At 57.1% G+C, this 13,761-nt stretch carries 13 protein-coding genes; 7 read left to right on the top strand and 6 right to left on the bottom strand.

Going from position 1 to position 13,761, the window contains the following annotated elements; genetic code table 11:
• Positions 1 to 178 precede the first annotated feature (178 nt).
• Together CKO36_RS17190 and CKO36_RS17185 are read left to right on the top strand one after the other, a co-directional pair.
• A complete protein-coding gene (locus tag CKO36_RS17190; protein ID WP_200286009.1) occupies positions 179 to 1,435 on the top strand; it encodes a S41 family peptidase in 1,257 nt (418 codons plus the stop codon).
• Between the two features lie 32 nt (positions 1,436 to 1,467).
• Positions 1,468 to 2,229 (top strand): amidohydrolase family protein, encoded by a 762-nt coding sequence (locus tag CKO36_RS17185; RefSeq protein ID WP_200286007.1) that lies wholly within the window; start codon positions 1,468 to 1,470, stop codon positions 2,227 to 2,229.
• A 15-nt stretch (positions 2,230 to 2,244) separates the two neighbouring features.
• On the opposite strand, the gene CKO36_RS17180 is transcribed toward CKO36_RS17185, so the two are convergent.
• Genes CKO36_RS17180 through CKO36_RS17155 form a run of 6 tightly spaced genes read right to left on the bottom strand, consistent with a single transcriptional unit; the run spans position 2,245 to position 7,423 of the window.
• The gene (locus CKO36_RS17180) at positions 2,245 to 3,015 is read right to left on the bottom strand and encodes an ABC transporter ATP-binding protein (protein ID WP_200286005.1); all 771 of its coding nucleotides are present in this window, start codon (positions 3,013 to 3,015) and stop codon (positions 2,245 to 2,247) included.
• A 14-nt stretch (positions 3,016 to 3,029) separates the two neighbouring features.
• Complete coding sequence (locus tag CKO36_RS17175; protein ID WP_200286003.1) at positions 3,030 to 3,926, bottom strand: ABC transporter permease; 897 nt, start codon at positions 3,924 to 3,926, stop codon at positions 3,030 to 3,032.
• On the bottom strand, positions 3,923 to 5,182 hold the full coding sequence (gene ispG, locus CKO36_RS17170) for a flavodoxin-dependent (E)-4-hydroxy-3-methylbut-2-enyl-diphosphate synthase (RefSeq protein WP_200286001.1): 1,260 nt from the start codon (positions 5,180 to 5,182) through the stop codon (positions 3,923 to 3,925). The genes CKO36_RS17175 and ispG overlap by 4 nt, the downstream gene beginning before the upstream one ends.
• Positions 5,183 to 5,205: 23 nt before the next feature.
• Positions 5,206 to 6,132: a DUF4743 domain-containing protein gene (locus tag CKO36_RS17165; protein WP_200285999.1), complete on the bottom strand. Its 927-nt coding sequence runs from the start codon at positions 6,130 to 6,132 to the stop codon at positions 5,206 to 5,208.
• 56 nt (positions 6,133 to 6,188) lie between these two features.
• Positions 6,189 to 7,028: a nucleoside triphosphate pyrophosphohydrolase gene (gene mazG / locus CKO36_RS17160; protein WP_200285997.1), complete on the bottom strand. Its 840-nt coding sequence runs from the start codon at positions 7,026 to 7,028 to the stop codon at positions 6,189 to 6,191.
• 38 nt (positions 7,029 to 7,066) lie between these two features.
• On the bottom strand, positions 7,067 to 7,423 hold the full coding sequence (locus tag CKO36_RS17155; RefSeq protein WP_200285996.1) for a hypothetical protein: 357 nt from the start codon (positions 7,421 to 7,423) through the stop codon (positions 7,067 to 7,069).
• A gap of 22 nt (positions 7,424 to 7,445) precedes the next feature.
• Between CKO36_RS17155 and CKO36_RS17150 the strand changes: the two genes are divergently transcribed.
• The 5 genes from CKO36_RS17150 (at position 7,446) to CKO36_RS17130 (ending at position 13,627) form a co-directional block, all read left to right on the top strand.
• Complete coding sequence (locus CKO36_RS17150) at positions 7,446 to 8,555, top strand: endonuclease/exonuclease/phosphatase family protein (protein WP_200285994.1); 1,110 nt, start codon at positions 7,446 to 7,448, stop codon at positions 8,553 to 8,555.
• Between the two features lie 69 nt (positions 8,556 to 8,624).
• The gene (locus CKO36_RS17145; RefSeq protein ID WP_200285992.1) at positions 8,625 to 10,178 is read left to right on the top strand and encodes a circularly permuted type 2 ATP-grasp protein; all 1,554 of its coding nucleotides are present in this window, start codon (positions 8,625 to 8,627) and stop codon (positions 10,176 to 10,178) included.
• Between the two features lie 30 nt (positions 10,179 to 10,208).
• Entirely contained in the window at positions 10,209 to 11,162 is a 954-nt protein-coding gene (locus CKO36_RS17140) for an alpha-E domain-containing protein (protein WP_200285990.1), read from the top strand.
• A 34-nt stretch (positions 11,163 to 11,196) separates the two neighbouring features.
• Positions 11,197 to 13,377 carry an alpha-amylase family glycosyl hydrolase gene (locus CKO36_RS17135; RefSeq protein WP_200285988.1) on the top strand — a complete coding sequence of 727 codons (2,181 nt, stop codon included), beginning with the start codon at positions 11,197 to 11,199 and terminating at the stop codon, positions 13,375 to 13,377.
• 37 nt (positions 13,378 to 13,414) lie between these two features.
• Entirely contained in the window at positions 13,415 to 13,627 is a 213-nt protein-coding gene (locus CKO36_RS17130; RefSeq protein ID WP_200285986.1) for a DNA gyrase inhibitor YacG, read from the top strand.
• Positions 13,628 to 13,761 lie beyond the last annotated feature (134 nt).

The following is a 13,761-nucleotide window of genomic DNA, read 5'->3' as shown; positions in this document are numbered from 1 at the left end:
AATCGCTCAAGCAGAGCGCGTACCATGACCGTGGCAGGCGCGCGTTCAGCAAACCGGTTGAGAACATCATCAAACATCGGTTGTCAACTCCAACTCTAGAAATAATATCCATATTATACAATGAGTTGCATCACCTTAAAAGGGCTGCATCATTAGCCTATTATCGGAGTAAATTATTATGATGAAATCAAAAAAAATCTGTTCTTTATTTTTGACATGCCTCTTTCAATTATCCATATTTATATTTTTTTCTACCTCAGTATTAGCGGAAGACACTTATGTACCAGCTTCGCCAATGCAAATATTTGAAAATTTTTGGCAAGAAGCAAAGTCAAAAATCTGTACCATTGAACGCGAAAAAGAGTTTTTCACTGAAGAAAACTATCAAATTCTAAAGAAAAAAGTTAAAAACACAAATAATATTTATGAACTTACGCCGGTCATCAATCATTTCCTAAAAAGTTTGCAAATTTCACATACACAATTTTATGATAATCACACAATAGATTTTTATATGTTCCGTTCAATGTTTTCAACACGGGATATAACACTGCCAAAAGTCAATCACATTGGTACTCAATACGCCATAATTGATAATAATTATGTCGTCCGTGAAGTACTTGATGGTTATCCAGCTGCAATTGCCGGTATCAGACGTGGGGACATTTTACTTGAAGCGAATGGAAAGCCTTTTCACCCTTACAATGCATTCAACCCTAATGGAAAAAATATCCAGCTCAAACTTCTTCGTAACCAAAAAATATTGTCTCTGAATATTGATGCTGTTAACGAAAACCCCAACAATTCATTTTATAAAGCCATGCTTCACAGTAAACGTGTCTATGATTTAAAAGGGAAAAAAATTGGTTATATTCATCTTTGGTCTGGAACACACAACACTATCTTAAGCATGTTTACAAAGATAATTAGTAGCGAGTTCCATGACAAAGATGGCATTATACTGGATCTTCGTGGTGGTTTTGGCGGCGCATGGTACGATTATTTGGACCCGTTTTTTCCTGATCGGAAAAACTTTTTTGAATATACAGTAATTGACAGAAAGGGGAAATCAATTCTAAATAAACCTGATTTAAAAACTAACCCATCTTACTTTTCAGGGCCCATGGTCGTATTGATTAATGAAGGGGTTCGTTCAGGTAAAGAGGCGCTTGCCTATCAGTTTAAAAAATCGAATCGTGCCACTTTGATAGGCACAAAAACAAAAGGAGCCTTCTCAGCCGGGACAGGAATATTCAATGAAGAAAAACAACCTTATTTCCTGTTTTTGGCTACAGCAGAATTACTATTAGATGGCAACAAAGTTGAAGGATTTGGAATTTCCCCAACTATTCAAATCCCTTATCCATTAAAGAAAAGTACAGCAAAAGATCCGCAACTAGAAGCAGCATTGTTGGAAATTGGTAATAAAATTTAAATCGAACGTAAAAATCGGGTAGGAGCATATATTTGGTTGATAAATTCGAATTATTTGATAGCCACTTGCATATTATTGATCCACGTTATCCACTGGTGCCTAATAATGGCTATGTGCCTGAGCCATTTACGCACGAACAATATTTAACGAGGTTGTCAAAATATAACGTTATAGGTGGTGCGATCGTTTCAGGGTCTTTTCAAGCATTCGACCAAGGGTATTTGATATCAGCGTTAAATGCTTTGGGGCCTAGTTTCGTTGGCGTTACGCAATTACCATATACAACCCCCGATGAATACATCATTGAACTTCATTCTTGTGGAGTGAAGGCGTTGAGATTCAATCTGTATCGCGGTGGCTCTAAAACCCTTAAACACATGGTTTCAATGGCAAAAAGAGTTCACGAATTAGTTGGCTGGCACATTGAGCTGTACGTTGATTCAACTGAACTTGATCACTTGTTTGCCACAATAATACAACTGCCTTCCGTAACTATTGATCATCTGGGCATGAGCAAGACTGGATTTTCTCATTTGCTTAAGCTTGCAGAGAAAGATGTGAAAATAAAAGCTACCGGTTTCGGTCGTATTAACTTTGATGCCGCGCAGGCCATCATCGAGCTATATAACGCTAACCCAGATTCATTGATGTTCGGAACAGATTTACCTTCAACAAGAGCACCAATCCCTTTTCAGGATAGCGATATCAGCATGGTGGCTGACACGCTCAGCTTTGAGGCTGCAACAAAGGTCTTTAGCACAAATGCTATCGAGTTTTATAAGTACGCTGGTTAAATTTTGCGTTTGGCTTTATGGTTCCAGCGCAACGCTGGAACTGTCGGCTTTGTAGCGTTCCAGCACCGACTCAACCGTGCCAGTGCATACAACACGACCATGCTCAATGAGTATCGCCTTGTTGCAAAGGTTGCGGATCATGGTTTCGGAATGCGAGGCCAGGACAATCACAGCAGCCTTGTCCCAGAACTCGCGCAGGCGGGCGTCAGCTTTTTTGACAAAGGACGCATCTCCGGCGCTCAGCCCCTCGTCGAGCAGCAAAATGTCCGGGTCAATCTCGGTACAGACGGCAAAGCCCAGGCGCATGCGCATGCCCAGGGAATAGGTGCGCATGGGCAGGTCGAGGAAGTCACCCAGCTCGGTAAATTCAGCAATAGCTGGGGCGCGTTTGCGCATTTCGCGCTTGCTTAAGCCAAGATAGAGGCCACGCAGCAGGATGTTGTCATAACCGGTGGCTTCCGGATTCATCCCCAGGCCAATGTCGAACAAAGGAGCAATCTGGCCCTGCACATCCACGGTGCCCAGAGCCGGTTCGTAAATGCCCGCCAATACGCGCAGCAAGGTGGTCTTGCCGGCACCGTTGTGGCCAATGAGCGCGACCCGATCTCCGTGCTCAAATTGCGCACTCACCCCTTCGAGCGCCTGCACCACAGTGCCACCACTGTCCTGGCTGTTGCCAATGCGCCCGCCCGTGCTACCTTCGATCAGGCGCTTTTTCAACGAGCGTCCGGCGACTTCATAGAGCGGGAAGCTGATATGGACGTTGTGCAGTCGGATATGCGCCATGCGTGAAATCTCCATCAAACCCAGTAAGCAAGACGCCAGCGATAGACGGAGAAAAACACCAGCGTCAGAGACCAGCCACCGACGGTAATCAGCCCAACCGCCAGCCATTGCTCAGGGGCCGGTGCCTGGCCCAGTAGTGGCCCCCGCACAATCTCAAGCAGGTGATAAAAGGGATTGGCACCCAACACAAAGGTGCGACCACTGAGCATGTCGGGTTTCCAGATGATCGGCGTCATAAAAAACGCCAGCTGAGTAACGCTGGCGATAATTTGTGGCACATCACGAAAGCGGGCACTGATCAGCCCCAGCAGCAGCCCGATCCAGACACCATTGAGCAGCAGCAGCAGCAGTCCGGGAATCACCGCCAGGGTGCCCCAGCTGAGCTGCACGCCAAAGATCAGCGCCACCACAATGAAGACCCAGATGTTATGGGCAAATACGATAAAGTTCGTCCACACCACCCGATAGATATGCAGTGACAGCGGGCCGGGCAATTGCCGGATCAAGCGTTCAGCATCAATGAAGCTGCGACTGCCTTCGAGCACCAGCCCGGAAATCAGTCCCCAGACGGTGAAACCAGCCGCGACATAGGGCAGATAGTCGTCAATCGACTGACCAAAGATGCCGGCGTACAACAGCCCCAGCCCCAGCACCATAACCCCCAGCGATAGCGACAGCCAAAACGGGCCAATGATGGAGCGGCGATACCGGTCGCCAATTTCCTGCATGCCCATGGTTGACCAGAGTTCGACCTGGCGCAAACCAGCGCCCAGATCAGCCAGCGCCTTGTGCAGATTGGTCGCATGCAAACCCTGGCGGATTTGCTGCATCGCCCAAAACCCGCGCTGCGTCTGACGCCGCGACGGATGCTCAGCGTACGGGTGGCCCTGTTGCGGGCTGGCAGGCTTCATGGCTGGTGCGTCGTCGCTGCGGTCTGATCTTGCTCTGTCGGCTGGCCGTAATGGCTGGCGACATAGTCGTCCACCATGCGCTTGAATTGCATGGCGACATCGGCGCCTTTCAGAGTCGCCGCCTTGGCCCCGTCAATAAACACCGGTGCCGAGGGTTGCTCGCCGGTGCCAGGCAAACTAATGCCGATATTGGCATGCTTGCTCTCACCCGGGCCATTGACCACGCAGCCCATGACGGCGACCTGCATCTGCTCGACGCCCGGATAGCGCTGCCGCCACTCGGGCATTTGTTCGCGCAGGTAGGCCTGGATGTCGCGCGCCAGCTCCTGAAACACCGTGCTGGTGGTACGCCCGCAGCCGGGACAGGCGGCGACCATGGGCGCAAAGGGTCGCAGCCCCATGGTTTGTAGAATTTCCTGGGCCACCACCACTTCGCGCGCGCGCGACTCGCCCGGCTCGGGAGTCAAGGACACGCGAATGGTGTCGCCGATGCCTTCCTGCAGCAGCACTGACAGCGCGGCGGTGGATGCAACAATCCCTTTGGACCCCATGCCCGCTTCAGTCAGTCCTAGATGCAGAGCATGGTCCGAGCGCGGCGCCAGGGCGCGATAGACGCGAATCAGATCCTGCACTCCGCTCATTTTGCACGACAGAATGATGTGATCACGCGGCAAGCCGAGTTCCTCGGCACGCAAGGCGCTGCCCAGAGCCGATTGCACCATGGCCTCAATCATCAGCTGCTCAACCGACAGCGGGTTGGCCGCCTGGGCATTGTCATCCATCATGCCCGCGACCAGTTCCGGATCCAGACTGCCCCAGTTCACGCCAATGCGCACCGGGCGATCATGACGGCAGGCAATCTCGATCATGGTCGCGAACTGGCTGTCTTTCTTCTCGCCACGTCCGACATTGCCCGGATTGATGCGGTATTTGGCCAAGGCTTCGGCACAGGCGGGATAATCCTGCAGCAACCGATGGCCATTGAAATGGAAATCGCCAATCAGCGGCACTTCGATGCCCTGCGCCGCGAGTGCATCGCGAATCCTGGGCACCGCCTGGGCGGCCGCTTCGTTGTTGACCGTGAGGCGGACGATTTCGGAGCCGGCGCGGGCCAGTTCGGCGATCTGCGCAACCGTGCTGTCGAGATCGGCGGTGTCGGTGTTGGTCATGGATTGCACGCGCACCGGCGCGTCACCACCGACGAGGATATCGCCAATGCGCACCGGAACACTGTGGCGGCGTTGAATGGGGTTCATGGTTCAGTGGTCAGTCTCAAGGCTCAGTGGTTGGTAATCGGGGTCGGAAGCGGGGAGCGCAGGCGACAGATCAGCTCGAAATAATCGGGATCATCGGGCGTGATCAGGCCATGCCGAATCAGGAAGTCAATAATGACCAGATTGCAGTTCAGCTTGAATTCATCCGTATCGCGCACGGTCTCCAACACTCGGGCGACCGGCCAGCGTTCAAAAGCAGCCACCTCGCCGTCGGTGCCCCTTGGAATCCGCTCAGGCGGCAGCTGCAAATCATAACAATACATCAGGTCCGGCTTCAGTCCGGCGCGGGTGGCGCGGCAATAACTAATGGCGCTGACCGGGCGGGCGCGGTCGGCAATCGCCGCCGGGAGTCCGGCTTCCTCGAAGCATTCCTTGCGCAGATTGCTGGACAGATCCAAGTCATGCGGCAAACCACCGGCCACCGTATTGTCGAACCGGTTGGGATAGTGGCGCCGATCAGCCGCGCGTCGCGCCACCCAGAGTTCGAGTCCCTCGGCACCCTCCACATAGCCGTTGAGATGCTGGCCAAAAGCACGGGTGCCAAAATAGGGCGCATAGGCACGATCAATGACGCAGCGGGCTTGATCGCGCCGTGCCGGAGTGACCGGATAGCGCTCGCCTTGGGGCGCAGGCAGGAGTTCCTGGTGCTGCAACTGAACACAAATATCAGCTAAGCGGGCGCTGCGCGCGGCGAAACTCAACCCTTCTGCCTGCCAGCGCAGCCCCGGACCGGTCAGCTCGAAGACGCCGGTGTCGCCCGCCTGGGGCGTCTGAGACGTCTGGGATACCTGAGCGACTAAGCGGCTGACGGCGCAAAGCGCCTCGGCAAAGGCCGGACGCATCCAGCCGAGGGTTTCATCCCCTAGCTGCCAGGGCAGAAAATCCTCTGGATTCCAGCGATTGCACGCCTCAATGTGATCAATAAAACTCATAGCTGATCGCTGATAACTGACCTGAACAACTAATAACTGAGCGGCAGCGGCGGGCCTCAGCGCTCCTCGCTCTTGACCGTTTCCCACAGACGCTCCATGCGCTCGCGGTGCTCGGCGCTCGGACTCAGGCCGGCGGCGCGCAGGCAAACCTCGACGCGATGAAAGCGCTTCTCAAAGCGGTGATTGGCCGCCCGCAGGGCCTGCTCGGCATCCACGTTCAGATGGCGTGCCAGATTGACGCAGGAGAACAGCAGATCGCCGATCTCATGTACCCGGGCATTGAAGGAGTCGCCATTGGCCACCGCCTCTTCGCACTCATGCAATTCCTCGCGCACTTTCTCGATCACCCCATCGAGTGCCTCCCAGTCGAAGCCGACATGGGCGGCACGCTTTTGCAGCTTCTCGGCGCGCACCAAGGCCGGCAGTGCTTGGGCCACTCCTTCCAGCGCGCTGATGTGATGGCGCTCGCCCTTACTGCGACGCTCAGCGGCCTTGATGGCTTCCCAACTGGCGCGGGCTTCTTCCTCCGAGGCAAAGGTCGCATCACCAAACACATGCGGATGGCGGCGAATCATCTTCTCGGCAATGGACTCAATGACATCGGCAAAATCGAAATGCCCCTGCTCCTCGGCCATGCGGGCATAGATGGCCACCTGATAGAGCAGATCGCCCAATTCCTCGCGCAATTCGAGCATGTCATCGAGCTCAATCGACTCGGCGACCTCGTAGGCTTCCTCCAGGGTGTAGGGCAGGATGGAGGCAAAGGTTTGCTTTAGATCCCAGGCGCAGCCGTACTCGGGATCGCGCAGGCGCGCCACAATGGCAAGCAGGGCGTCAATCTGGCGGCGATCAGCCAGACGGGGATCAATACTGGTCAGCTTGTCGGTGTTCGTCATAGGCGTGCGGACCATGGATGGGATGGGTTGGGTCAGAGTTAGGGGCGCAGCAGGAGTTCGCCCAAACCACCGAGCAGCAGTGATGCCAAGCCCCCCCAACGCCAATAGACCTTGGGAATGCCGGCAATTTCATCGGGACGAACGCTGTGCGGATAATAAAGCACCGACCACAGATGCGGGCCGGACAAAAACCAGGGAATAAACCCGAACACCACGGGCACCGCCACCCACAGAGGCACCGGCTGACTGACAAAGACCAAAAACGCCAGCAGTGGCCAGCCCCCAAAATAGGCGGCTGTCACCTTGGCTTCGGTGCTCTTGCGGGCGGTCATGGCAAAGGCCAGGAGCGCGCCAAGCCCCCAGAGTGTCGCGATTGCGATTAGAATGAGACGCATCGAACCCCTGTGTTTCCCTATTGTGGCTGTTTCTAAACCTGTGAATCCGCACCTCGACCCAAGCCGTGACGCGCCGGCCGCTGCAAACAGGCGCCAAGGATACTCCAATTCAGCTCCTAATTCAGTTCCCACGCTGGTACTTCTGCTGGCCGGCCTGGCGTTTAGCCTGGTTAGCGGTGCCGCAGCGGCTGCATCTCATGCGGAGCTGGTGCTGGCCACCTGGAATCTCGAACATCTGGCCGCCGCCGAGGGCGCCGGCTGTCGGCCCCGTACCACAGGGGATTATCGCGCCTTGCACGCCTTGGGCGAACAGCTGGAGGCGACCATTATCGCGGTGCAGGAAGTCGAAAACCGCGCCGCACTGGCACGCGTGTTTGATCCGGCGCAGTATGATCTGCTGATCTCCCGGCGTCCGACCGGACATCTGGGAACCTGCCGCGAGCCACCGGGGCAGGCATTCACCGAACAGCGTACCGGCTTTGCCATTCATCGCGCCCGTCTGGCGGCCCTGGGCTTGCGCTATCAGCGTCAGGCGGATTTCAGCGCACTGGCCAGCGATGGCGGACGGCGCTGGGGCACCTGGATCGCACTGCTGGACGCCGACTCCGGCCAGGAGCTGTTGCAACTGCTGTCAATCCATCTCAAATCCGGCTGTGCCTGGGGCGCTCTGGAGGGCCGCAAGCCGGTACGCCGCCACGCCTGTCTGATCCTGCGCCACCAGCGCGGCTGGCTGGAAGAATGGATGGATACCCGCATCGCCCAGGGTGAAGCCTTTGCCGTGCTGGGAGATTTCAATCGCCAGCTCGATCAACCCCGGGATCATTTCTGGGCTGATCTGGACGATGGTGACATCTGTCAGTGGCAAGCCGATGACGACTTGGGGCGCCGCTGTAGACCCGGCTCAGTCCGCGCGGCGCGCAACGCCCAACTGCGGCTAGCCAACGCCGGCCAGCCCTACCCCTATCCCCTCAATCCCAAGTATCCCTATGCCATCGACCATCTGGTGTTTGATGCAACAGCGGGTGCCTGGGTGCAAAGCGACAGCTACCGGGTGTTTGAGTATCCCGATCCCCAGGCGCCCCTATCGGATCATCACCCGATCCGGCTGACTGTGCAGCGCCCGGAGATTTGAAGTTTTCCCCTGGCTCGGGTAAAACTTCCACTTAAGTTTAACCGGCCACGATGGATGATCCCTTCCCCCATGAGCCAGGAGATTGATTGGACCGACTACCCGTGCGACGGCTTCTATGATGAGCTGGTCGCCGCGCCAGGTCAGCCGCGCGCTGTGGTGCGTGCCCTGTTGGCAGACCTAGCCGAACTGGGTACCGAAGAACTCGCCGTGCGCCAGGAAGCCGCCGATGTCTCCATCAAGGAGATGGGCATCAGCTTTACCGTTTATTCAGAAGAAGGCGGCACCATTGACCGCTCCTGGCCCTTCGATGTGGTGCCGCGGGTGATTCCGCAGAGTGAATGGCAGCGCGTCGAGGCTGGGCTCAAGCAGCGGGTGCAGGCGCTCAACCTATTCATCGACGACCTCTATCACGAGCAAAAAATCATCGCCGATGGTGTCTTTCCGCGTGAAGTGCTGGCCAAATCCGTCAACTTTCGTGAGCAGTGCATCGGAGTGAATCCACCACTGGGCATCTGGGCGCATATCTGCGGCTCGGATTTGGTGCGCGATGCCGATGGCTGCATCTATGTACTGGAGGACAATCTGCGCGTGCCCTCCGGTGTGTCCTATATGCTGGAAAATCGCCTGGTGACCAAGCGCGTGCTGCCCGAGCTGTTTGAGCACTATGCGCCCCTGCCGGTGGACGATTATCCCTCGCAACTGTTCGATACCCTGGCGGCCCTGTCACCGCGCCCGGCGGATTATCCCCAAGTGGTGGTGCTGACCCCCGGCATTTATAACTCGGCCTATTTCGAGCATGCCTATCTGGCACAGCAAATGGGCGCGGAACTGGTCGAAGGTCGCGATTTGTTCGTTGACGGTGACGATTGCTGCTACATGCACACCGTCGATGGTCCGGAGCGGGTTGATGTCATCTATCGTCGCATTGATGATTTATTCCTCGACCCCGAAGCCTTTCGGCCCGACTCGGCCCTGGGAGTTCCCGGACTGGTTCGCGCCTGGAAGGCCGGCCATGTGGCGCTGGCCAATGCGCCCGGTGCCGGGGTAGCCGATGACAAGGTGGTCTATGCCTTTGTGCCCGAGATTATCCGCTATTATCTCGATCAGGACGCTATCATCCCCAATGTCCCGACCTATCGTTGCATGGAGCCGCAGGATCTGAACTATGTACTGGAGCACCTGCACGAACTGGTGGTGAAACCAGCCAATGAGTCGGGCGGCTATGGCATGCTGATCGGGCCGGCCGCAACTGCCGCCGAGCGCGAGACCTTCGCCGCCGCGATCAAACAGGATCCGCGCAATTACATCGCCCAGCCGACCCTCAAGCTCTCCACCGTGCCAACCGTGGTCAAGAAAGGCATCGAACCGCGCCATGTGGATCTGCGCCCGTTCATTTTGTCGGCCGATCGCCAGCAGGTCACCACCGGCGGCCTGACCCGGGTCGCCCTGCGCAAAGGTTCGCTAGTGGTTAATTCCTCCCAGGGGGGCGGCAGCAAGGATACCTGGATTGTCTCCGAAGACGTGGCCAGCGAACCGCTGGCTGCATCCAGCGCCGCCGAGTCACAACCAGCCAGCAGCGGCCAAGTGACCCAAACGCAGACCCAGAACCAGTCCACCCGCTAGCGTAGCGGACGACCCCATAGGATTTCGACCATGCTGTCGCGTGTTGCCGAGAACATTTACTGGCTCGCCCGCTATATCGAGCGCGCCGAAAACACTGCCCGCTTGGTGAGTGTAAACGCCAATCTGCTGCTCGACCTGCCGCGTGGCATCGCCCCCGGCTGGCAGCCGCTGATCGACATCACCGGCGCCAATACCCTCTTTGAAGAGCACTACAAAGAGTATGGCGAACGTCAAGTGGTGCGTTTTTTGCTCAGCGATCAGCGCCATTGCGGCTCCATCATGTCGGCGCTGGCCGCCGCACGCGAGAACTGTCGCACCATCCGTGACATCGTTCCGCGCGAAGCCTGGGAGCAGCTCAATGGCCTGTATCTGTTTGCCAGCGAGGAGTTGCAGCAGGGCATGACCAAAACCGGTCGTCATCGCTATCTACGCGAACTGATCGGCTCAACCCAGGCACTGACCGGACTGCTCGACGGCACCATGCTGCACGATCAGGGCTATGAATTCCTGTGTCTGGGCCGCTATCTGGAACGCGCCGACATGACCTCGCGCATTGCCGATGTGCGCTCCGCCACCCTGCTGCCCGAGGCCGAGGAATTGCGGCCCTTTGACACCATTCAATGGGTCAGCGTACTGAAATCTCTGACCGCCTATCAGATGTATCGCCGCAGCGCACAAATCCGCGTCCAGCGCGGCCCGGTGTTGCGTTTCATTTTCCAGAGTGACAGCTTTCCGCGCGCAGTGCGCTATTGCATGGAAGCTGTGCGGGCGGGACTCGAACACCTGCCGCGCAATGAGGCCGCATTGCGCATTCTTGGGCGCCTGGCGCGCAGTCTCGACAACGCCCAGCTGGAACGCCTCAGCCCAGCCGACTTGCACGCCTTTGTCGATGAACTGCAAGCCGGCATCGGCGATTTGCACCAGGAGATTGCCGCGACCTGGTTCCTGCCGCTGCCCGAATCCCCCGCCGCAGAGGCCGACTAGCCGCCGCCTTTGACATTCGCATGGAGTTTGGCTTATGGCCGATTTGATGGTGGGTTTTCTGCGCCCGCACCACTGGCAGGAACCGGTACGTATCCACTATTGGGATCGCGAACCCCTGACTGGAACTGACGCCTCGCTTACCGGCGCCACCGACTGGCCTGGGCAGCCCATGTCGCCCGATCCGGAACATCCCGGCTGGTATGTGTTCCGGATGCCAGACACCGCGCGCGTGCGCCTACTGTTTACCGATGGTGCCGGTCAGCAAACCCCGGATCTGGAGCGAAACATTGATGGCTGGTATCAGCTCGGCAGCGGCTGGCAAGCGCATCCTAGCGAGCCAGCACCGCCAGCCGCCCCCCCTCCCCCTGCGCCGCCAGCGCTCACCAGCCTTGAACCACGCCCGCTGGCTGAACGCACTGACTTCCGCGAGGAAAGCATCTACTTCCTGCTCACGGCGCGCTTCAACGACGGCGACCCCAGCAACAACTTCTTCTGTCGCGACCGGATTGAATTCGATGCCGCCGGCAACCCGGTCGATTCACATTGGCGCGGCGACTTCAAGGGGCTAATCGAACGCCTTGATTACATCCGCGACTTGGGCTTCACGGCCATCTGGATCACGCCGCCGGTCGAGAATCGCTCCGGTCTGGATTATCACGGCTACCATGCCTACGACTGGACGCGCATCGACCCGCGCCTGGAATCTCCTGACGCCACCTACCAGGATCTGATCGACGCGGCTCATGCCAAGAACATCAAGATTATCCAGGACGTGGTCGTCAACCATTCCTGCCAATATGGCATTCGTGGCCAGGTGCATATCGATCATCTGCCGATTAAATACTATGTGCCGCAAGGATCGGAGCCGGGTCAGATCCAGCATGGTCCCTACCAGGGCAACCTGGGCAACTATGCCTGGACCAATCGCGACGACATCGACAACCCGGTCGCGCCCTCGTGGTATCGCGAGCGTCATGCCCGCGATCCGCAGGGTCTCGAGCCGCTGATCGACCCCAAAACCGGAGAGACGGTGCCCAAGCCGGGCTATGATCCGGGACGCTTTTTCGGCATTGATGCCCAGACGCTTGATCCCGAGTGGTATCACCAGGACGGCTTCATCTGTGGCGGTGACTGGGAGAGTGCCTACCCGTTGCAGCAGAAGCATCTGGCCGGTGACTGCATCGATCTGGCCACCGAGCGGCAAAACGTGAAGGACTACCTTATTGGCGCCATTAACCGCTATCTGGACATGGGCGTGGATGCGCTGCGCATCGACACCGTCAAGCATGTTGAGCGCGACAACCTGCTCGAATACGTCAACGCCTGGAAGGCGCACAAACCAGGACTGTTTGTCTTTGGCGAAAATCTGGTCAAGGGCTACGGCTGGGGAGACTTGGGCGGCGGTGACAATGGTCCCTCCGAGATCCGCCCCTGGTGGTACACCCGCCTTGGATCTGACCCGCGCGACCCGCACGCCGGTGGCGACTCTGGCTTCCCGCAGCTCGACTTTGGGCTGTTCTCAACCTTCCGCGACACCGTCAGCAAAGGCACCTATGCCGGCACCGGCCAGATTTTGTCAATGGACTGGATCTACGGCGATGTGACCCAGCTGGTCACCTTCCTGCAGAACCACGATGTTGGGCCCGACAACGACTTCAAATACCGCTTTCAGGGTGAGCAATGGATGGCAGCTGCGGCCTATAATCTGCTATGGACGGCCCGCGGCATTCCCTGTTTGTACTACGGGGAAGAAATCGAATTCATGAAGGGTGCGCCCCAAGATGTCGAGGGCGAGCGTGACACCCTGTCCAGCACCGGACGCGCCTACTTTGGTGATCACCTGAGCGCAGAGCGCATCGGCCAGACCCAGGCGCACCCACTCTATCAGCACATCCGCCGGCTGAATTTAATTCGCCGCGCCATTCCCGCATTGCAACAAGCCCAGATGACCCAGGTCAACGAATGGGGCAGCGGCATGAGCTTCGTGCGCGACCTGTCCGCCGCCGGCAGCTATGCCGTGGTGGGTCTGGCAATTGGTTCCGAGCAGTCAGTGCAGGTCGATGGCATTCGCCCCGGTCTGTACCGCGACGCTGTCAGCGGCGGCGAAATCAACAGCCAGGGCCAGCTCAACTTTCAGGTACCGGCCAACTCCGCCGGCATCTGGGTCTTGGACGGCCCCGGTCGCATCGGCGAGCCGGGAGCCTATTTGCACTAAAAAATCGAGCACCAAGCACGAAACGCACGAATCCAGCATGCCCAGCACTGTATCCTGCCCCACCTGCGGCCGCACCGTTCCCTGGACACCCGAGTCGCGCTGGCGACCTTTTTGCAGCCAGCGCTGCCGCCTGATCGATCTCGGCGACTGGCTCGACGAAAGCCATTGCATTCCGGGTGAGCCCGTGTATCACGAATCTTACGATGAATCGAGTCCTGCGCCCGACAGCGAATCAGCCTGGCACCACTAAGGCTTTTAGGGCCTGTCACAAAATAAGTGTCTCACTTTGAGGGCTGCTGCTATGCTTATGGCATGGTCAATGGCGACACACTAAAACGGCGGTTTGAGCTTCTTGAACCGGTTCTTGATGAACGGTTGCGTCGG

The sequence above is a fragment of the Rhabdochromatium marinum genome, from assembly GCF_016583795.1.
Classification (GTDB): Bacteria; Pseudomonadota; Gammaproteobacteria; order Chromatiales; family Chromatiaceae; genus Rhabdochromatium; species Rhabdochromatium marinum.
Note: the sequence above shows the minus strand (reverse complement) of the source record. Positions and strands in the feature narration are given on the sequence as shown.

Coding starts and splice junctions, on each gene's coding strand:
- CKO36_RS17175 (WP_200286003.1), bottom strand. CDS start 3,926: ATGAAGCCTGCCAGCCCGCAACAGGGCCACCCGTACGCTGAGCATCCG.
- ispG (WP_200286001.1), bottom strand. CDS start 5,182: ATGAACCCCATTCAACGCCGCCACAGTGTTCCGGTGCGCATTGGCGAT.
- CKO36_RS17145 (WP_200285992.1), top strand. CDS start 8,625: ATGAGCCAGGAGATTGATTGGACCGACTACCCGTGCGACGGCTTCTAT.
- CKO36_RS17180 (WP_200286005.1), bottom strand. CDS start 3,015: ATGGCGCATATCCGACTGCACAACGTCCATATCAGCTTCCCGCTCTAT.
- CKO36_RS17190 (WP_200286009.1), top strand. CDS start 179: ATGATGAAATCAAAAAAAATCTGTTCTTTATTTTTGACATGCCTCTTT.
- CKO36_RS17155 (WP_200285996.1), bottom strand. CDS start 7,423: ATGCGTCTCATTCTAATCGCAATCGCGACACTCTGGGGGCTTGGCGCG.
- CKO36_RS17130 (WP_200285986.1), top strand. CDS start 13,415: ATGCCCAGCACTGTATCCTGCCCCACCTGCGGCCGCACCGTTCCCTGG.
- CKO36_RS17135 (WP_200285988.1), top strand. CDS start 11,197: ATGGCCGATTTGATGGTGGGTTTTCTGCGCCCGCACCACTGGCAGGAA.
- mazG (WP_200285997.1), bottom strand. CDS start 7,028: ATGACGAACACCGACAAGCTGACCAGTATTGATCCCCGTCTGGCTGAT.
- CKO36_RS17140 (WP_200285990.1), top strand. CDS start 10,209: ATGCTGTCGCGTGTTGCCGAGAACATTTACTGGCTCGCCCGCTATATC.
- CKO36_RS17165 (WP_200285999.1), bottom strand. CDS start 6,132: ATGAGTTTTATTGATCACATTGAGGCGTGCAATCGCTGGAATCCAGAG.